The sequence below is a fragment of the Psychrobacter sp. S4(2024) genome, assembly GCF_036861305.1.
In the GTDB taxonomy this organism is placed as follows: domain Bacteria; phylum Pseudomonadota; class Gammaproteobacteria; order Pseudomonadales; family Moraxellaceae; genus Psychrobacter; species Psychrobacter cryohalolentis.
On sequence record NZ_JAZAQR010000005.1, the window covers coordinates 31,335 to 51,759 of the forward strand.

14 protein-coding genes are annotated in these 20,425 nt (G+C 42.7%); 7 read left to right on the plus strand and 7 right to left on the minus strand.

The window, feature by feature from the left end; all coding sequences use genetic code 11:
• Positions 1-159 precede the first annotated feature (159 nt).
• A complete protein-coding gene (rapA, locus tag VLA57_RS11880; protein ID WP_333955019.1) occupies positions 160-3,048 on the minus strand; it encodes an RNA polymerase-associated protein RapA in 2,889 nt (962 codons plus the stop codon).
• A 708-nt stretch (positions 3,049-3,756) separates the two neighbouring features.
• Between rapA and VLA57_RS11885 the strand changes: the two genes are divergently transcribed.
• From VLA57_RS11885 to VLA57_RS11895, 3 genes are all read left to right on the plus strand, one after another.
• Entirely contained in the window at positions 3,757-6,069 is a 2,313-nt protein-coding gene (locus tag VLA57_RS11885) for an ATP-binding protein (RefSeq protein WP_333955020.1), read from the plus strand.
• 84 nt (positions 6,070-6,153) lie between these two features.
• Entirely contained in the window at positions 6,154-7,122 is a 969-nt protein-coding gene (locus tag VLA57_RS11890) for a response regulator (protein ID WP_333955021.1), read from the plus strand.
• A gap of 185 nt (positions 7,123-7,307) precedes the next feature.
• Positions 7,308-8,246, plus strand: a complete 939-nt coding sequence (locus tag VLA57_RS11895) for a D-2-hydroxyacid dehydrogenase (protein ID WP_133104903.1) — start codon at positions 7,308-7,310, stop codon at positions 8,244-8,246.
• A 19-nt stretch (positions 8,247-8,265) separates the two neighbouring features.
• On the opposite strand, the gene VLA57_RS11900 is transcribed toward VLA57_RS11895, so the two are convergent.
• Both VLA57_RS11900 and VLA57_RS11905 read right to left on the minus strand, forming a co-directional pair.
• Complete coding sequence (locus VLA57_RS11900; protein WP_133104904.1) at positions 8,266-9,888, minus strand: flavin-containing monooxygenase; 1,623 nt, start codon at positions 9,886-9,888, stop codon at positions 8,266-8,268.
• Between the two features lie 136 nt (positions 9,889-10,024).
• A complete protein-coding gene (locus tag VLA57_RS11905) occupies positions 10,025-10,738 on the minus strand; it encodes an RluA family pseudouridine synthase (protein WP_133104905.1) in 714 nt (237 codons plus the stop codon).
• A gap of 352 nt (positions 10,739-11,090) precedes the next feature.
• Here VLA57_RS11905 and trxA point away from each other — a divergent pair, with 352 nt between their 5' ends.
• The 3 genes from trxA (at position 11,091) to VLA57_RS11920 (ending at position 13,796) form a co-directional block, all read left to right on the plus strand.
• Positions 11,091-11,417 (plus strand): thioredoxin, encoded by a 327-nt coding sequence (gene trxA / locus VLA57_RS11910; protein WP_133104906.1) that lies wholly within the window; start codon positions 11,091-11,093, stop codon positions 11,415-11,417.
• Positions 11,418-11,946: 529 nt separating this feature from the next.
• On the plus strand, positions 11,947-13,215 hold the full coding sequence (gene rho, locus VLA57_RS11915; RefSeq protein WP_020444407.1) for a transcription termination factor Rho: 1,269 nt from the start codon (positions 11,947-11,949) through the stop codon (positions 13,213-13,215).
• Between the two features lie 341 nt (positions 13,216-13,556).
• On the plus strand, positions 13,557-13,796 hold the full coding sequence (locus VLA57_RS11920) for a hypothetical protein (protein ID WP_011514602.1): 240 nt from the start codon (positions 13,557-13,559) through the stop codon (positions 13,794-13,796).
• 288 nt (positions 13,797-14,084) lie between these two features.
• Here the strand turns inward: VLA57_RS11920 and ypfJ are convergent, their stop codons facing one another.
• Positions 14,085-14,969, minus strand: coding sequence for a KPN_02809 family neutral zinc metallopeptidase (gene ypfJ / locus VLA57_RS11925; protein WP_011514603.1), 885 nt, complete (start codon positions 14,967-14,969; stop codon positions 14,085-14,087).
• 541 nt (positions 14,970-15,510) lie between these two features.
• Between ypfJ and VLA57_RS11930 the strand changes: the two genes are divergently transcribed.
• The gene (locus VLA57_RS11930; protein ID WP_133104907.1) at positions 15,511-15,864 is read left to right on the plus strand and encodes a hypothetical protein; all 354 of its coding nucleotides are present in this window, start codon (positions 15,511-15,513) and stop codon (positions 15,862-15,864) included.
• A gap of 178 nt (positions 15,865-16,042) precedes the next feature.
• Here the strand turns inward: VLA57_RS11930 and VLA57_RS11935 are convergent, their stop codons facing one another.
• The 3 genes from VLA57_RS11935 to pheS form a co-directional block, all read right to left on the minus strand.
• Complete coding sequence (locus VLA57_RS11935) at positions 16,043-16,342, minus strand: integration host factor subunit alpha (RefSeq protein ID WP_011514605.1); 300 nt, start codon at positions 16,340-16,342, stop codon at positions 16,043-16,045.
• Between the two features lie 248 nt (positions 16,343-16,590).
• Positions 16,591-18,996 carry a phenylalanine--tRNA ligase subunit beta gene (pheT, locus tag VLA57_RS11940; RefSeq protein WP_133104908.1) on the minus strand — a complete coding sequence of 802 codons (2,406 nt, stop codon included), beginning with the start codon at positions 18,994-18,996 and terminating at the stop codon, positions 16,591-16,593.
• Positions 18,997-19,100: 104 nt separating this feature from the next.
• Positions 19,101-20,156: a phenylalanine--tRNA ligase subunit alpha gene (gene pheS, locus VLA57_RS11945; protein WP_133104909.1), complete on the minus strand. Its 1,056-nt coding sequence runs from the start codon at positions 20,154-20,156 to the stop codon at positions 19,101-19,103.
• Positions 20,157-20,425 lie beyond the last annotated feature (269 nt).

Sequence of the window (20,425 nt, forward strand, 5' to 3'; positions counted from 1 at the left end):
GATAGGGCGTTTTAATTTAAATAATATGAAATCAATAGCAGTAATATACAAGATAAATCTTTAGATGAGCAATAAATGGATTATCGAAAACTCATGATAAAAAGTCATAAATAAAAACGAGATGCTTAAATACACCTCGTTTTTACTATTGTATTAAATTTATGGTTTTACTGCCACCAATACACGGATAGAATCTGGCACCAATGACAAGCCCGCCAATGCTTGCTCGCCTTGCATTTTTAGCTGCTCTAAACGCTCAATCTCTGCTGGACGCACGTTTGGATTGATAGTTTGTAGATGCTTAAGACGTTTGATCTCACGCGACCACTGCTGGCTAAAGCGGGCACTTGCTTGTTCACCAATCTCAGCCAACTGCTGACGAGCAATATCTTCCGCTTCATAATAACGCTGCTCGATGACATCGCCGCGTACTTTAATCACTTGGCGGGCACGGTTTTTATCCAAACGCTCAATGTGCGGCATGATCATATCGGCACTGATACGCGCTGACAAATCGCTGCCCTGCTCACTGATAAAGACGCGGATATTTTGCGTGCTCAAGGTTGCAGGCAAGTTAAGCAGTTTCGGTGCAATGGCTTCTACACGGAAATTCACTTCTAACATCACCATGCCCTGTGGTACCGCAGCACTTTTTAGCATTGCAACCGTGGTATTACCAAAGGTGCTGGTACTTGCTAGCTCATAAATCGCCTGCATCAATGGATGTTCATGCGTAATAAAGGCAATATCTTCACGTTGTAGCGCTTGCTCACGCTCAAAAGTCAACGTCATACCGTCTTCATCACCGAGTGGCAGACCATCGATATAATCACTGATCTCAGTGCTGTCAATCGGTGAAATCACCCACGAGCCATCGCGTTGGATATTGTGCTCGATATTGGCTGAGGCAAAAAAGCGCTCGATAAACTGCGGTAATAGATTGTGCCCATCAAAATCGCGCATGGCATCAGCGATACGTCCAGCAACGCGCGGACGGCATGAGTTGTATTCTAATAAACGATCACGACCAGCTTGCAATTGTGTTTCAAGTCCCAGTCGTGTCTGTGCTGCTTCTGCGATAATATCTGCCAATATTGCACGATTGACGTCGTTATCGGCACCCTCAAGCATCGGTTTTAGCTCTTGGATATACTGCTCTTGTACGCTCTGCGCTGTTGGTGAGATCTGATTGAACATATTTAGCGCATTGTTATACCACTGATACAGACGCTCTTGCGCGGTACCTTGCACATAAGGTACATGTAGCATAATTTGCTGCGTCTGCCCGATACGATCTAGGCGACCGATACGCTGCTCCAAAGTATCTGGATTGGCGGGTAAATCCCATAATATCAGCTGGCTTGCAAACTGAAAATTACGACCTTCCGACCCAATCTCTGAGCATAATAATATCTGCGCGCCTTCACTATCAGCAAAGAACGCCGCGGCTTGGTCACGCTCAAGCAAGGTCATCTGCTCGGTAAAGATAGCAGTCTTAATACCCGCATGTAGACGCAATACCGCCTCCAAGCTCTCAACGGTCGCACCACTACGGGCAATTAACAGTACTTTTTTGTGCTTAAGCTCACCCTTTAAGATATCAATCAGCCAAGGCACACGTGGGTCGTCTTCCAACCAGCCACCATCAGGTTGATTTTCTTCGCCCCATAGCTGTTCACGCAATTTACCATTGGTTTGATAGCTGTCGACCCATGCTTCAGGTAATGGCAGTGGATAAGGCTGGCTACTACGACCATAAAAACCTTTTACACTCTCACGAGTATTACGGAATAAAATACGTCCCGTACCATGGCGATCTAGCAATTCGTTTAGGGCATAAGTACGGAGTTTTTCGTCTTCGTTAATCGTTGCTAATTCATCGATACTAATCGTCAGTAAACTGCTCAGTGCGGCAATTTGACCATCACTTAAAGGTTTATCTTCTATTAATAGGCTGGCGACGGCTGCCGTTTCTGCAAAAGCATCTTGACCATCGATAAACTCATCTAAGTCATCAAAGCGATCTGGGTCTAATAGACGCAAACGGGCAAAGTGACTTTGCGCCCCAAGCTGCTCAGGTGTCGCCGTCAATAGCATGACTCCTGCCGTCTCTTCAGCAAAATCTGCAATGAGATCGTACTTATCATTGCCGCCTTGAGCTTCATCCCAATGCAGGTGATGCGCTTCATCGACAACCAGTAAATCAAACCCTGCTTCCATCGCCTGATCATACAAGTCAGGATGGTCAAGGAGTAAGTCCATACCAGCGATGACACATTGCTCAGTCATAAAGACATTTTGCTCAGGGTCATGCTCTTTAATCGCTGCGGTACGCACCAAATCAAACAAGGCAAAGTTGAGATTAAAGCGGCGGCGCAGCTCAATCATCCACTGGTATTGCAGACTGTCTGGTACAAGAATCAATACACGTTCAGCTTTACCCGTTAGCAGCTGCTGATGAATAATCAAACCTGCCTCAATGGTTTTACCCAAACCAACTTCATCAGCCAGCAACACACGCGGTGCGATACGTTTGCCAACTTCATGAGCAATATAGAGCTGATGCTCAATGATATCGACGCGCGCACCCATCAAGCCTTTGAGCGGGTGACCTGCAAGCGCTGATTGCATACGCAAAATATCTTGACGCAAATCGTACCAATCACTGCGCTCAATACGACCTGCTAGCAAACGCTCAAGTGGTTTCGCCAAAGTAATATTAGCAGCCAGACGAGTTTCCATGATGGCTTTCTCGTGCTCATTTACACTGTACTTGAGCACGCCCATTACTTCTTCAACAGCATTTACTGTATAGCTCTTACCTGCCTGATCAGAGATACTATCGCCGACTTTAAACACCACACGAGATAACGGCGCAGAGTTTTTTGCATAAACGCGCGTCTCTTCACTTTGCGGAAATAAAATGTGCACACATCGGTCGTCTACATCGATGACCACACCTAAGCCCAGCTCGGACTCCGTATCAGATAAATAGCGTTGACCAACGGCGAATTCGGTGCTGTGCAATGAAGCGATAGAGATAGTCATAGGGCGATGTCTTTTTGTACTCAGATGATAAGAAAATAGGTAGTTTACGATGCAAGCCATGCTTGCTGGCTCAGTCACATGGACGAACTGATAATTATTGGATATACGTTTATTCAATATACGGTCATTCAGTATATTGTCACGAGATATATCAGGCACATCAGCTTGTAAGCCAAATCCGTCGATAAAACAGATCATTATATAACGTTAGCGCTTAGATGAGTGCGTTAAGTTCACTTTTCAAGAGCAGATTTCTGCAAGATAAAGTCAAGGCTAAGCATAAGTTGGGCTTATAAACCAATAAGATAACGACTCGCAAGTAAACAAAAAATATTGTTATCGTAAAATTGTTACTGTATTGTTAAAAAATGCAATAGAACATCTCTCTTAATACCAAATCTATTCAATTTAACTAAGTCATTAGACTTTTAGCTAACTACTACTTATATAAAAAATAGCATAGACCTCATAACCGTTATCCATGCTTTATCAGCGGTTATAAGTATGCTATTGCCTGTGATAGTCCATTAAGTTATAAGTTGATTTTATTATCATAATTTTAAGTTATGTTAACACTATTTTCAGTTGACGTTTATGACCAGTGTTAACAAGCTATTTTGATGAAACTTAACCATATATTTCGTTGTAGCCAATCCATCCCATTGGCAATTCTTTTTGTGCTCCCTACTCCCAAGGACAAATCCCGTCATGAGTGCCTCTAAAAAAGTTGGCTTTTTTAATCAAGTCAGTACCCAAGTTACCACTATTTTGTTCATTGCTTTTGCGGTCGTACTTGCGGTCGTTGTTTATGTGGTTGATAAAGAAGGCCATGATAAAATCCGTCTTGAGTCAGCAAAGCTGGTCGCTGAACGTGGTAATACCGCGGTTAATAGTATCTCAGCCGACATCAATCGTGTCATGCGTAGTGCCTTGCTGTTACAGCGAAGCGCGCAAACGCTGCCACCGCAAGAGAATATTTTGCAAGTCAGTACCGCCAATGCATTCGATAAACGCGACTATAACTTATTGGGTAGTGGCGGCATTTGGCCAGAAAAAGGCGCTCTTGGTGCCAATACTGCAACCCATCCGTTTTTGATGGTACGCCAAAACGGTGATTATCAAGCGGTACTAAGCGATCCAAACCCAACCAATCCTTATTATCAAGAAGATTGGTTTAGCGTCTTAAAACTACTCAAACCTGACAGCTGTATCTGGAACCATGTTCGCGCCAGCCAAACCAAAGGCGAGCTTGCCATGAGCTGCGGTGTCGCAATCGAGCGTGACAATCAGTTTTGGGGTGCCAGTACGGTCAACTTTACCCTAAACCAGTTGCAAGAGAACATCGTCAAGTTGAGTGAGAGCTCTGGTTCAGGCTACATTTTATTATTAGATAACAGTGATAAGGTAATCGCCTCATCTAACCCTGAACGCTTAAGCTATATTGATGAAGCAACCGGCACACCACTTGATATCAAACAAGTTATCAACTCTGACCCTGCTTGGAATCCGGTATTAAACTTCTTGGAAGCTCAGCGTAACGAGATTATCGAGCAAGTTGCAGCTAGCGTGTCACCGCAAGTTCAGCAAGTATTGAATACGATTGATAAAGCAGAAACAGGTGATTCCAAAGGTTATTATTTGGTCAACTATGCTGCTTACCTAAATAACGGTGAAAATAAGCAAAATGCTATGGATAGCCGCTTGCTACAAAGCTTTGAGCTGACCAATGATGACTTTTATAACGGCAGTCAAGCCTATGTCTTTGAGATTCCTGAAACCTATTGGAAACTTATCGTTGTCCAACCTGATGCTGAGATTAACGCCATTGCCGATAATTTAAGTGAAAACTTGATTAACTGGATTGCGTTAGCGCTCCTTATTACCGCTGGTATTATCTACTTTATGCTAACTTTCTTAGCATTCAAGCCATTGAAAGAAACCACTGATAAAATTTCTCTCGCAGAAAACATCATTAATAACAAGCAGTACAACAAGCTAAGCTCTGTTAAATTTAAGACAGGTCGCAACGAGATTGGACTGGTAAACGGCTCTATTAACGACCTATTAAATCGTATCCAATCTAATGAAGGTAAGCTTGCCAATATTAACCAGCAGCTAGAGATTAAAGTCGAAGAACGTACCGCTGAGCTGCAAGATACGCTAAAAGAGCTGAAAAACTCACAGCTACAATTGATTCGTTCAGAAAAAATGGCAACGTTGGGGCAAATGGTTGCTGGTGTTGCCCATGAAGTAAATACGCCATTATCTTATGTACAGAATAACCTCGAGATTATCGGTCAGTTGACTGAGCAATATGAAGAGCTGATTGAACTGGTACAAGGGTTAAAAGCTATCAAGTCTGACGCCGCATCTGACGGCAAGATTGATAAATTATTAGCAGATATTGTCCGTGCTTCTGATGAAATTCAAGAAGATGATTTGTCCGCTGAGCTAAAAGAGCTGATTAAAGACTCGCTATTTGGCGTCGAGCAAATCACCGAGATGGTATTAAACCTACGTAACTTTGCCCGTCTTGATGAGTCAAAAGTGAAGACCATTGATGTGCGCGAATGTATCGAAGCCTCGCTGAAAATCGCGGGTAACTCTATCAGACATCAAGAGATTGTCACTGATTTTGCGCCGACACCTGAAATTAAATGCTCACCGTCACAGATTAACCAAGTCTTGGTGAACTTGCTTAATAACGCCGCACAAGCCATGGGTGAAAAATCTGATGGCAAAATTGAAGTGCGTACCCGCGCCGATGACAGTAATGTCTATGTTGATGTTATCGATAACGGTAAAGGCATGAGCTCAGAAGTGCTCAGTCAGATATTTGAGCCGTTCTTTACTACTAAAGGCGCAGGCGAAGGTACTGGTCTTGGTATGGCAATCAGTCAGCAGATTATGGAGCAGCATAATGGCGACATTAACGCCGTATCGACTGTAGGCGTTGGCACCACCTTTACCTTAACGCTACCCATTAATAATGATCTGACAGAAAAAAGCCTAGCGGCATAATCGCTAGGTTCTGCTGTTATTTTAATTGCTATTTTAATGATTATATAAAGCTATATCACTGTTATTCATCATAAGGATACCATCATGAATGAATTAGAAAATGACACCAGTAATAAAATCAGTACCGCTGAGTTAGGGGTTGAAGCGAAACCGAAATTGGCGTTCATTGACGATGAACAACGTATTTTACGTTCTATGAAACTGTTATTTCGTAAAACGCATGACGTTTTTATTACCACTGACCCGGCTGAATACATCGACTATATCAAAAACAACCATGTACACGTTGCAGTCAGTGACCAACGTATGCCTGAGCGGGTTGGCGTTGATATCTTGCGCGAAGTAAAAGACGTATCACCTTCTACCATGCGTATATTATTAACCGGCTATGCTGATTTGAACGCGATTATTGGCTCTATTAATGATGGTGAAATTTACCGTTATTTAACCAAGCCGTGTAAATCTGAAGAACTGCTCGCTGTCGTCGGACGCGCCACTGAAATCGCTTTGACTTATAACCCAGACGAAGACGCCGAGCAGTTCGATAGTTCAGGCAATAAGCAGACTTTATTGGTCATTGATGAGACCAATGAGTTGATTGAGCAAATACGTAAGCAGTTCTCTAACAACTATAAAGTGCTGCATGCTAAAGGCTTAGAAGAAGCTTACGATTATTTAGCGAATGAAGATATCGGTGTTTGTATTACCGACATCAATGTCAGCGGCGAAAATATCGCGCCGATTATCTTTACCTTAAAACAAGATGCGCCGCATCTGGTGGTCTTGGTACAGACCGAATTCCAAGATGCAGGACTGCTGATTGATTTGATTAATAAAGGTCAGGTCTATCGCTGCCTACCGAAGCCAATGCGCGCAAGCCTCCTTGAAATTAGTGTCAATCGTGCATTCCAGCACCATGCAAAACTAAAAGCCAGCCCTGAATTGGTCAAACGTTATGAAGTCGAGCACGATCCTGAAAACGATGTGCGCATTGACTTGAGCAGTCGTGTACGTAGTCTGATCGGTAAATTGCGTAAGCGTTTTTCTTTATAAGCGCAAAAAAATAAGTAAGCGCAAGAAACTAGTGTCTCAATAAATAAAACCTCTATTTCAGCTTGAAGTAGAGGTTTTTTGCTTTGCGCTTTTTGACATGTTTTTTGACTAAATGCAGCAACGTGCTACATTAAGCCGATAATAAACAAAACCTATTTACGATAACAACGAGATAAGGAATCATCATGCAAGCGGTTTTTTTAGATAAAGGCACTTTTTCTGATAACGTCGATTTGCCAGCACCCGCTGGCGTTACTGATTACATTATTTACGATGATACGCCTCAAGCGCTAATTATTGAGCGCTGCAAAGACGCCGATATTATTTTTACTAATAAAGTGCAAATCAATGCCGAAGCGATTGCTAAGTTGCCAAAGCTAAAACTTATTCAACTGACCGCTACGGGTATGAATAACGTTGACCAAGATGCTTGTGCTGAGCGTAATATCGCGCTCTATAACGTCGCTGGTTACGCGGTGAAAAGCGTACCTGAGCATACCTTTATGCTGATGCTAAATGCCATGCGTGCCGGCCTGTATTATCATAATAAAGTCACCGATGGCACGTGGGCAGATAATGGTAATTTTTGCCTACTTGATATCCCGCTTATAGATTTGGAAAATAAAACGCTGGGTATTATTGGCATTGGTACCATTGGCAAACGTGTCACTGATATTGCGCGTGCTTTTGGCATGACGGTATTGTGGGCTGAGCACCAAGGGCGTATGCCGCGTAATGATGACTATACAGCGTTTGAAGACGTGCTGGCGCAGTCCGATGTACTGAGCTTGCATTGCCCGTTAAATGAGAAAACTCAGCACCTTATCAATGCAGACACCTTGGCTAAAATGACTAAAAAGCCTCTACTTGTCAACGTCGCTCGTGGTGGTATTGTTGATAGCCAAGCGCTTGCTGATGCCATTAACAATGAGCAGATTTTAGGATATGGCAGCGACGTTTTTGAGCAAGAACCCATAGCTGCCAATGATCCTTTACTGGCTCTTGTCGAGCATCCACGCGTAATATTTAGTCCGCACAATGCATGGGGCAGCAAAAGCGCGCAAGAAACCTTGTGGCAGATGCTTAGTGAACAAGTCAGTGATTTTATCAATCAAGCGCAGTAAGATTAATAATTAGCAAATTCTAACGACTAAACTGTAGCCACTCATCTTTGATTTTACGGTATTTGAGCATGATGTGATCGGTGACATAGTTATTGTTCACCCGCCAAGGATAGCGATCACCTTGTTTTGGCAGCTCATCCTTGGCACGGCTGACATACCCTGCCGATAGTGCCCCAAGTACCGTATCTGCCTGCATTTTCACTTGTTCGTGCTCAGTCTCAGCCTGCGCACATACTGTTTTGTATCCTTCTTTATTCATATAACTCAGTAAACGCAGCATATACTGACAAGCCAAATCAATCTTCAATGTCCAAGACGCGTTGGTATAGCCGAACATGATTGCCATATTTGGTACATTCTCAAGCATCACTGCTTTGTAGATCATTCGTGCGCCCACATCGATCGGCTCCCCGTCGACATATAAAGCTGCACCGCCTAGCATCTGTAATTTTAGACCCGTCGCAGTAATGATGATATCTGCGTCCAAACGCTTGCCTGATGCTAGTGCAATACCAGTTGAGGTAAACTGGCTGATGCTATCGGTTACCACTTCAGCGCGCTTGCTATGCAAAGCTTGAAACAAATCGCTATCAGGTACCGCACACAAACGCTCTTCCCAAGGATTATAAGCCGGCTTAAAATGGGCAACATCCACGCCACTACCTTTAAGCTCTTTTTTGACTTTATGGTTTAATAGCGCTTTCATCATCTTTGGCGCATAAATCGCCACCCGATAAACACCTTGTTGAAACATCACATTGCGCGTACGCAACAAGGTGTACGCCTGTGATTTTGATAAAGGTGAGAATTTACCTGATAGCCAGTCAAGCGCATGATCATCGCCCGGTACGCTTGCAACATACGTCGGTGAGCGTTGCAGCATGGTGACATGACGGGCACATTGTTTACTACTTTCATCGACCAATGCCGGTATCAGTGTCATCGCCGTCGCGCCACTACCAATGACGACGACCTTTTTATCGTCGTATTGTGTGTCTTGCCAATGCTGCGGGTGGACTATTTCACCTTTGAAATTTTCTTCATTTTTAAAATGTGGTCTATAACCAGTTTCATAGTCATAATAACCGGTCGCCCCAACGACAAAGTTTGCCGTTAAGCTCAATACTTCACCGGTAGCATGATTTTTAATCATCGCCGTCCATTGCTGACTGTCGCTTGACCATGATAACTGCTGTACTTCATGCTGATAGCGAATATGCTCTACCACCTTAAACTCGCGTGCTGTATCAGCAATATAGTTTTTAATGTCTGCACCTTTTGCAAGCATCTTATGATCCAGCCACGGACGGAAACTATAGCCAAAAGTCAGCGCATCCGAGTCAGAACGAATACCGGGATAGGTAAACAAATCCCATGTACCGCCCAAATCCTCACGTTTTTCTATGATTAAAAATCGTTGGCTATTAAGTTTGAGGCGTTTTTTCTGCTTAACACTTTTACTATCAAAAAGACTTTGATGACTTTTTTGCGAGCTCTGCTGCTGCAAATGGCAAGCCATGCTGATGCCTGCGATACCCGCACCAATAATCAGTACCTCATAATCTGCAGGAACATCTGATGAATAAGGTTTAGCTTTAAAGCGCTTTTTAAGCGCCTGCTTGGCAGTAGTCATATTAAGCATAATACAATCCTTGTTTTTGCAAGTTGGCTGACCTATCAGAGCGCAGGATGCCTTACTAATTTTCCATAGCAACTTTACCTAGTAACTTTATCTAGTAATTTGCAAAAATACTAGATTTTAGTTTATTTTAAAAATACTAAAAAGGCGTTGGACTTTCCCAGTCCATCCACGCTCCAAGCGTTGGATGTTTTAGGCGCAGTTGCTGCGCATGTAGATTTAGTCTTGGCGCAATATCCAATGCAATACCTTCTGCATAAATCGGGTCACCAATCATCACATGTCCGACATGTACCATATGGACGCGCAGCTGATGACTACGACCGGTGACTGGTTTTAATAGGACGCGAGTTACTATTTGACCATCACATTCTTCATGCGCCAATACTTCATATAAAGTCAGTGCATGTTTTGACCAATCATGGTCGACGATATGACGCGGTTTGGTTGCAGGCTCATAACGTACTGGCACTGATATCTCACCTTTGGCACCGACGATGTCCCATTGACCAAACACTCGTGCTTGATAACTTTTTTGCGGTAGTCGGTCAATAAACTGCTTACTGATATTGGTTTGTGCCGCTGCATTTTTGGCGAAAATAAGCAGGCCAGAGGTATCCATATCGAGGCGATGAATCAGTTTGACGGCAGGATTGGCACGTTCAAGGCGAGCTAGCAAGCTTACTTTCAAGCTCTTACCGTCGACACTCAATAGTCCTGCTGGCTTATCGACTACCCAGATATCGTCATCTTCATAGACGGTAACCTGTTTTGCAAACGCTTGAAAAAACTCAGGCGAACGGGTCTTTTCTTCAGCATTAAGGACGGCGATTTTTTCATCAGTAAAGGGCATAAATGTGGGCTACTTATAGTAATGGGCTTATATTAATCCGTTCGGATATAAGAATCAGCATCCGCTATAGAATCAAAATGCAGATAATCTCAACGCGCAGCTAAAGGTAGAAATACATACAGCAGGTGACAGATAAAACCCAACCTGTATCCTTATGTGTCGATTTATTGTGCTAATCGTAATTGTTAAACAATTTAACCAGTCTACGTCTGTCAACTTTGGGCAAACATGTTAATATAATGGCAGATTTTCACCCCTTCTTAGCATTTTTTAGCCTGTCATCATTTTAGTATGACGTTTATCGTTTTATAGGTAAATGGTGACACAAATAATAAAACAAGAGAGAAAAATTATGTCAGACCTTATTGTTAATACCACCGATGCCAACTTTGACCAAGACGTTCTACAGTCTGACGTGCCAGTTTTAGTCGATTTCTGGGCAACGTGGTGTGGTCCTTGTAAAGCCATCGCGCCTATTTTAGAAGATTTAGCGGCCGAGTACCAAGGTAAAGTTAAAATCGTTAAAGTTGACGTTGATAACAATCCACAAGCAGCCAGTCGTTTTGGTATCCGTAACATTCCAACTCTATTTGTTTTTAAAGCTGGCGAAAAAGTGGACTCTGTTATGGGCTTACAGCCAAAAGCTGAATTGGCAAAAGTACTAGATAAGCATTTGTAAATTAACACTTGCTTGCTTTGAGCACTCTTGGTAGGCATGTTGAAAATAGCACGAACGCTAAAGCCATTATCTGTACCAGATAATGGCTTTTTTGTTGATTTTATAAGCAAAAAATTGGATTACATCACTTTTTTAGCAAAAATTATTGACAATACTGTCTTCAAGCCCGTATAGTCTGCTGATAAGAGAAAACTAATGGTTTTCCTAAATATCTTGTCGCTATTCTCCTCGTGTTTATCAACAAAAACACCATCGTCATTATTAAATACCACTACTGACTGAATGACTAAACACAATGACTGATATTGAGTTTTTGACGCAGACTCTTATGTAGATTTCTTTATCTTCACCTTTTATAACTTGTCTGCCTCTCTTGCGACAAGCTCATAAACTGACACATAAAATCAAAACTACATAAATTTTAACTCTGTATATATACCCTCTATCGCCCTAATAACATTGTTTTAATCACTGTCGTGATTTGTGAATAATGGCATCTCTCATCTTATCAACTGCTAACGACCTATCTATGAATCTTACTGAATTAAAGAAAAAATCAATCGCTGAGCTACTGGCCATCGCTAAAGAGATGGGTCTTGATAATATGGCACGTAGCCGTAAACAAGACATTATCTTTGCCATTCTAAAAACTCATGCCCGTAACGGTGAGGCCATCTATGGTGATGGTGTGCTTGAAGTGCTCCCTGACGGTTTTGGTTTTTTGCGCTCATCTGAAGGCTCTTATTTAGCAGGTCCTGATGATATCTATGTCAGCCCAAGCCAAATTCGCCGTTTTAGTCTAAAAACCGGTGACAGTATCGCAGGCACGATTCGTCCACCAAAAGACTCTGAGCGTTATTTTGCACTATTGAAAGTCGGTGAAATCAACTTTGATACGCCAGACCGCTCACGTCACAAGCTTATCTTTGAAAACTTAACGCCATTATTTCCAACTGAGCAGCTAAAACTTGAGCTAGGTAATGGTACGACTGAAGATTTGACTGGTCGTATTATCGACCTGATCGCACCGATTGGTAAAGGTCAGCGCTCTATTATTGTGGCACCGCCCAAAGCGGGTAAAACGATGCTGCTACAGTCAATAGCACAATCGATCACTCGTAATAATCCTGAGTGCTACCTCATTGTACTGCTGATTGATGAGCGTCCAGAAGAAGTCACCGAGATGGAACGTACCGTACGCGGTGAAGTAGTTGCCTCAACTTTCGATGAGCCGCCACAGCGCCATGTACAAGTGGCTGAAATGGTCATTGAAAAAGCCAAGCGCTTGGTTGAGCATAAGCAAGATGTGGTCATTCTGCTTGACTCGATTACCCGTCTTGCCCGCGCTTATAACACTGTTATTCCTTCATCAGGTAAAGTGTTGACCGGTGGTTTGGATGCCAATGCGTTAGAGCGCCCAAAACGCTTCTTTGGTGCTGCTCGTAATATTGAAGAAGGCGGCAGCTTGACCATTATCGCCAGTGCCCTTATTGATACTGGTAGTAAAATGGACAGCGTTATCTTTGAAGAATTCAAAGGTACCGGTAACCAAGAGATTACCCTTGAGCGTGATCTGGCAGAAAAGCGTGTCTTCCCTGCCATTAATATCAAAAAATCGGGTACACGCCGTGAAGAACGTCTGCTTGATGAAGATAAGCTGCGTAAAGTTTGGATCCTGCGTAAATTGCTACAGCCGATGGATGGTGTACAAGCAACTGAGTTCTTATTGGACCGCTTAAAAGAAGCCAAAACCAATGATGAATTTTTTGAGCAAATGAAGCGTAAATCACAAAATTGATTTTAAATCTTTTACGACAATAAAGTTATATAAATAATTGACGTTTTACTCATAAAGGCTGCCTACAAGGCGGTCTTTTTGTTTTTATTACTATTGGCTCTATCATTAGAAATAATTCGCGTCGAAAACAGTTAGCTTACTATCAGGATAAATACAATAACCCTAAGCAAAGGCACTACCAATGACACAGTGAGGCAACATAATTTACAGCTTACTTGCAAAGCTTAGCGTTTTTACTACGACCAGATTTATATATAAGGGCTACTATAAGGGTTAAGAACATACTGAAATATATACTGTATACTTAGTATTTTAAACTTGACGATTTAATAGGTGATATTATGAAACTTGCTAAAACTATCGCAATGACGGCTCTAACTAGTTCTGCTCTTATCATGGGTGGCTGTGCTACTAACGGATATAGCACTGGTCTAAGTAATACAGCTAAAGCTGCCACTGCTGGCGCTGCTGCCGGTGCACTGATCAAAAGTAAAGGCGATAGCAAAGATATCGCTCGTGGTGCAATCGCTGGTGCTGCTATTGGCGGCGCTGGTGGTTATATCTATGATCAAACTAGATAATCAGTTTTAAGCAGCTCTTTTGGCACATACATTTTAATGAATGATATTACCTAGCCAACTAGCTGACAAAAAAAAGCCTGCAATCAATTGCAGGCTTTTTTGTGTCTAACCATTACTATAGTCAGGGAAAAGTAATATCAATACATCAAGTGCTGCTGATATTAATTTTTCTTGCTTGCTGTGTCTATGCAGACAGAGGCTGCAAAAAATTTATACCAGCAGCACTGTAGCGTTTTTGAGATATTTTAACTATACCAATCAATATAACTGATTTTATAATAGTCAGTGCTATAAAGCACCACTAAACGTATCACAAGTTTGCACATTACCGCTCTCTAGACCGCGCGTAAACCACTCTACACGCTGTTGGCTAGTACCATGAGTAAAGTTATCAGGTACTACCGCCCCGCCTCCTGCACGTGCTAAGCGATCGTCACCAATCTGACCAGCAGCATTGATAGCTTCATCAATATCACCTGCTTCTAAAAACTGTACGCGCTCTTGATTGCGCTGCGCCCAAACACCAGCAAAGCAATCAGCTTGTAGCTCTTGTAGTACAGACAATTTATTTGCTTGTGCACGAGTCACTTGACGGCTGGCTTCATTTACTTGTTGAGTAATACCAAGCAAAGTCTGTACATGGTGACCTACTTCATGGGAGATCACATAGGCTTGGGCAAAATCGCCCGCTTTGTTCTGATTGTCACTATCCCCTGAGTTTTGGATATCACCAGATATACCAAGCTTTTGACGCATCTCTACGAAAAACGACGTATCTAAATAGACCGTTTGATCACCTGGGCAATAAAAAGGACCAGTCGCTGAGCTGGCACTACCACAAGCAGAACTGACTTGCCCATTAAACAAAATCAGTGACGGCTCTTTATATGTACTACCACCCTCATTGAATATTTGATGCCAAACCTCTTCAGTGTCCGCTAGGACAACTTTGACAAACTGTGTATCCCGATCGTCACTGGTAGCTGGTTCAGTAGAGGTATTACCACCGCCTGCGACCTCTTGACCTGTTTGCAATGCGGTCATGGGATTTACCCCAAACACTAGCCATAAAATACCAGCAATAATGATACCGCCGATACCGCCGCCCATTAGCTTACCGCCACCACTACTAGTACGCACATTAGTACTGCCACGTCTGCCTTGCCATTTCATAATCCTTCTCCCAAAAAATACGATATCTTATGCCACTCATATCGATCATGATTCATGTTATATAGTTTTTAGCTCAATCCTTTGATGTCATATCTTGATAACCTTTGCTAATTTCATCTGCCACAGACTACAAACTGCTTTAAAACACTTAGCGCTTTTTTATATTTACAGCCAGTTATTGCGACTACCATTTAGCATTACTTATGTATCCGCTATCTTCTTTATTATGCTGTCATAAATAGCGCAAACAGATACAAAGTACCAGACATAAGAAATTTCTCTGCAATAAGCAGATGTCGTTGATTATACGTCGATTAATTTGACTTTTTGTATGGATAATTATGTAAAATAAGTAAAATAAAACCCTATTTACAATTTTATTGTAACTTAATTGTACAACCTCTTTCTATGCAGAAAGAAATCATATAGAATGCGTGAAAGCTGAGTAGCTGTGACTAAGACTAGTTGAATATCTGAGACATCTCGGATGTTCAACCTTTTTTGCTGCTACTGCTCATTTAATTATCCCGGAGAAAACCTTATGAACTTAAAATTACTTGCTCTAGCTGGTATCATGACTGCAACTATGGGCTTAACTGCCTGTGATAGCAACAAAGAAAACGCTGCTGAAGATTTATCTGACGCTCAAGAAGAAGTAACTGACGCTAAAGAAGAGCTAAACGAAGCTGCTGCTGAAGGCGAAGCTACTGCTGAAGCTGATGCTGCTGTTGCCGGCGCTGAAGCTGATATCGCTGATGCACAACTTGCTACTGCTACTGACGAAATCGATGCTGAAGTACCTGTAGACGGTACTACTACTAGCGTTGACGTAGCTAGCGAAACTCCAGCTGTAGACGCAGCTGACGAAGTTGTAGTTGAGCAACCAGCTCAGTAATTTTTATTTTTATAAATAAAAATACTGTACTAAAAAAAAGAGAGCTTATGCTCTCTTTTTTTATGCCTGCAATTTATGTTTTATATAACTGAGACAATGTCGCATAAAAAAATGATGGCTATAACAGTCGATTTAATAGACAACTGCGAACCATCACTTTTAGTCTTACTCACTACTATTATTGGTCAAATAGGCGCTCATCGACCTGTTGACGGAATTTTTGTCCTGTTTTAAAGGTCACAACGCGGCGCGCTGATACCGCGACGGGCTCCCCTGTCTTAGGGTTGCGTCCTGGGCGACTATTTTTGTCTTTAAGCTCAAAGTTGCCAAAGCCTGAAAGCTTGACCTCTTTGCCATCAATCAAACTCTCTGACAGTTCGTCAAAAAAATTCTCTACCAAACAGCGACCTTCTTGGCGCGTTAGGTTTAGATGATTCATCAAATGCTCAATCATGTCAGATTTGGTTAAGGTGCTCACAGTACGACTCCTATGCTATGTCGTGATGTCGAATATCATGGTTTAGCGGTATGAGAATTAGTGTTAGCTATTATAAAGGTTTTTGTGCGTCTTTTTAATAAAGTCTGCATTAAAATCCTTTATTAATAACCACTTAACTTACTCTATGAATAAAATTCTTCTATCAGTTAATAATTTTTATAAATAGCAAAAATCCATAGCCTCATTTATATTGAGGCTATAGAGTATTTGTCTTTTTCGATTAGAGGTTAGCTGTCACGTAGCTGTGCTGAATGCTCAACCGTTAATGCTTGTACCACTTTATCAGTGGCCGTTTTTACAGCGTCATCCGATAAGGTTTGCGTTTTATCTTGCCATATCAAGGCAAATGCTAATGAGCGTTGACCTGCTGGCACTTTTTCGCCTTGGTATACATCAAACAACCAAAGATCAGTCAAGAGTGCACCTGATGCCTTACGTATAGTTGACTCTAGGGTTTGAAGGCTGATATCGCTGTCTACTAATATAGCAATATCGCGGCGTACTTGCGGGAACTTACTTGGAGTAGTAATGGCATGCTGTTCACGAGCAAGCGTTAGTAATGGTGCCAATGACAACTGCGCAACCCACGTAGCTGGCAGATCCAACTGTTTAGCGGTATTAGGATGCAATTGCCCCAACCAGCCAACATACTGATCATCGATATAAAGCTTGGCACTTTGACCTGGATGCAAGAAAGCTAGTTCACTACGCTCATAGCGGATACGCGCACCATCCACTTGCGCAGGTAATAACTGCTCAATATCATGCTTAAGATCATAAAAGTCTAACGCACGGTTTTGATACGCTTGCTCGTCCCAAACATCTCCGACTGCTACTAATGCAATACTTGGTGTTTGTACCAACTCGCTAATGCTTTGACCAACAAAACTAAGACCCGTCTCAAAGAACCGAACGCGTGGCTGCTGACGATTGAGATTGTACTGCACGCAAGGTAATAAGCTTGATAGCAAAGTACGGCGCATCACGGCTAAGTCACTAGAGATAGGATTGGCCAGTGCCAACACTTCTCCTAGTGCTTTATCATCAAGCAAGGCTTCTATTTTTGCGTCACTAAAGCTAAAGCTAATGGCTTCCATATAGCCATTATCGACTAGCGCCAGCTTCATCTCGTGTGTCAAGTCTGCGGTATCGTCATAATCCATGCTGACTTGCAGGTGTGGCAAGATGCTTGGAATATTGTCATAACCATAGATACGAGCAATCTCTTCGATCAAATCCTCGCGGATACTCATATCAAAGCGATATGATGGCGGCATGCAAATCAGGCTATCTGCTTGCTGCTCTACCTTAAAGCCTAATTGAGTCAAGATACGTACCATGACTGCAGGCTCAATCTCAATACCGATGACATCACGGACTTTAGTAATCGGCAGTGTAATAGGTGCACGAGCCGGTAAATGCTTGCTACTTTCGACTGTGATTATTTGCCCCGCTTGAGAATTCGTTACACTGGTAATCAAATCAACAGCACGCGCTAAAGCAAGCGCTGGCAATTCAAAGTCTACCCCACGCTCAAAGCGTTGTGAGGCATCAGTATGCAGACCAAAACGGCGTGCGCGTGCAGCGATAGCCAATGGATTAAAGAATGCGCTCTCTAACACAATATTGGTGGTGCTATCAGTCACACTACTGCGTTGACCGCCCATAATTCCGGCAAGTGCAAGTGCGCCTTTATCATCAGCAATGACCAATTCATCACCGGTTAAGGTAATAGTTTGCTCATTCAACAAAGTAATCGTTTCTTCAGACTGTGCCAAACGCACAACGATATCGCCCTCGATAGTATCAGCATCAAAAGCATGTAGCGGCTGACCCAATTCCATCAAGACATAGTTGGTCACATCAACCAAAAAGTTGTGCGAGCGTAGTCCTGACTGAACCAGCGCATCTTGCATCCACTTTGGCGTATCGATACTACGATCGATATTGCTTATCGACTGTAAAAGGTAGCGTGGACAAGCTTCTACAGCACTGACTGTTACAGCTGGCATCACTTCGTTTTGAGTGAAATCGATATTATCAGGGATATTTGGCATTTGTAACGGCAAATCGTTAATGACGGATATCTCACGCGCAATACCACGTACGCTAAAACAATCACCGCGATTTGGCGTAATAGAGATATCCAGTATTTGATTGTCTAAGCCTAGATATTCACGGATATCCATACCGATTGGCGCATCAGCTGGCAGCTCAAGTAAACCATCAATGCTGTCGGTTAAATCAATCTCAGACGCACCGCAAAGCATACCGTTAGAGTCGACACCACGTAGGTTACCGTTTTTAATTGTGAAGCCTTTTTTGTCATCACTTGGCAAAACTGCATCAACAGTCGCAACAGGCACTTTCATACCAATAGTCACATTGGGCGCACCGCAAACGATTTGTAACCGCTCAGCTGCACCAATATTAACCTGCGTCACGCGCAATTTATCGGCATCTGGATGCTGCTCAACGCTGATAACTTCACCAACGACCACACCACTAAAGGCACGAGCGACTGCAAAGCGATCATCAATCTCTAGCCCTGCCATCGTGAGTTGTTCAGCCAATTGCTCACTGCTATTGTTGGGGTTTACCCATTGACGTAGCCACTGTTCGCTAATTTTCATAAGTATCTCGGATCAGAATTTTATAATAAATATTTTGAAGTAAAGGTTGGCACATTAACTTGTTATATTAACAAGGAGCACTTTTTATATAAACAAAGAGCACTCTAGCCAAACTGCTTTAAGAAGCGTACGTCGTTTTGGAAAAACAGGCGCAAATCATCGATACCGTAGTACAGCATCGCAAAGCGCTCAATACCCATACCAAAGGCAAAACCAGTATATTTTTCGGCATCAATACCGCAGTTGGTCAGCACTTGTGGATGCACCATACCGCAGCCCATGACTTCAAGCCATTTACCATTATCATCTAGGATATCGACTTCAGCTGACGGCTCGGTAAATGGGAAAAATGACGGGCGGAAACGTACGGTTAGCTCTTTGGCAAAAAACGCTTCCAAGAACTCACTAATCAAGCCTTTTAGCTCAGCAAAAGTGCTCGACTCGGTAACCATTAAACCTTCTAGCTGATGGAACATCGGCGAATGGGTTTGGTCCGAGTCATTACGATAGACGCGACCGGGACAAATAATACGAATCGGCGGCTCATTCTTTTCCATAGTGCGAATTTGCACGGGGCTGGTATGCGTACGCAGTAAATAATGCGCATCAAAATAGAATGTATCGTGCATCGCGCGTGCTGGATGATGCGACGGAATATTGAGCGCTTCAAAGTTATAGTAATCGCTCTCAACTTCAGGACCAGTAGCAACGTTGAAACCCGCTTGTATAAAATACTGCTGCATACGTTGGGTAATCATGGTCACGGGATGCAAATGACCTTTTTGACCACCGCGAGCAGGCAAGGTGATATCAATGCTCTCGCTTGCAAGCTTGGCATTTAGTGCAGCCACTTCTAGCTGCTGCTGCTGCTCTGTCAACGCATCTTGAATACGGCTACGGACTTGATGCAACCAGCCGCCGTAGGTTTTTTTATCGTCGCTGCTGAGTTTACCCATCTGCTTTGACCAGCCAGTTAAGGGACTCTTTTTACCGGTCAATTGCACCCGCAAATCTTGCAACGCACGCACATCGGTTACTTGTAGAATCAAGGCTTCAGCGGCACTGGCCAACTCATTTAGCTGAGCTTCATTAAGCTCGCTTAGCTCTGTGGACAAGGTCGGTAGCGCCGACAAATCGGTGGTAGCAGCAGGGGTAGTCATAAGACGCATTCTTCCTGATTTAAACGGACTATTAATAATAGTGATAGGTAATTGTAGGGATTTGACCAAATATTGCAAATCATTTACCCATTCATGTGACGATAATTTCAATGATATGAATGGCTTGAATATTTAGACGATGATAAACGCTATCCTATAACAGCGTATGTGATTCTGGTACTAAAAGTAGGCAGTCAGATAATGTGATATAAAAAAAGCCACCGACCAGCGGTAGCTTTTATTAATATCAACCTATTAATCAATATTAT

Coding starts and splice junctions, on each gene's coding strand:
- VLA57_RS11885 (WP_333955020.1), top strand. CDS start 3,757: ATGAGTGCCTCTAAAAAAGTTGGCTTTTTTAATCAAGTCAGTACCCAA.
- VLA57_RS11920 (WP_011514602.1), top strand. CDS start 13,557: ATGAAACTTGCTAAAACTATCGCAATGACGGCTCTAACTAGTTCTGCT.
- ypfJ (WP_011514603.1), bottom strand. CDS start 14,969: ATGAAATGGCAAGGCAGACGTGGCAGTACTAATGTGCGTACTAGTAGT.
- pheS (WP_133104909.1), bottom strand. CDS start 20,156: ATGACTACCCCTGCTGCTACCACCGATTTGTCGGCGCTACCGACCTTG.
- rapA (WP_333955019.1), bottom strand. CDS start 3,048: ATGACTATCTCTATCGCTTCATTGCACAGCACCGAATTCGCCGTTGGT.
- pheT (WP_133104908.1), bottom strand. CDS start 18,996: ATGAAAATTAGCGAACAGTGGCTACGTCAATGGGTAAACCCCAACAAT.
- trxA (WP_133104906.1), top strand. CDS start 11,091: ATGTCAGACCTTATTGTTAATACCACCGATGCCAACTTTGACCAAGAC.
- VLA57_RS11900 (WP_133104904.1), bottom strand. CDS start 9,888: ATGCTTAATATGACTACTGCCAAGCAGGCGCTTAAAAAGCGCTTTAAA.
- VLA57_RS11890 (WP_333955021.1), top strand. CDS start 6,154: ATGAATGAATTAGAAAATGACACCAGTAATAAAATCAGTACCGCTGAG.
- VLA57_RS11895 (WP_133104903.1), top strand. CDS start 7,308: ATGCAAGCGGTTTTTTTAGATAAAGGCACTTTTTCTGATAACGTCGAT.
- rho (WP_020444407.1), top strand. CDS start 11,947: ATGAATCTTACTGAATTAAAGAAAAAATCAATCGCTGAGCTACTGGCC.
- VLA57_RS11930 (WP_133104907.1), top strand. CDS start 15,511: ATGAACTTAAAATTACTTGCTCTAGCTGGTATCATGACTGCAACTATG.
- VLA57_RS11905 (WP_133104905.1), bottom strand. CDS start 10,738: ATGCCCTTTACTGATGAAAAAATCGCCGTCCTTAATGCTGAAGAAAAG.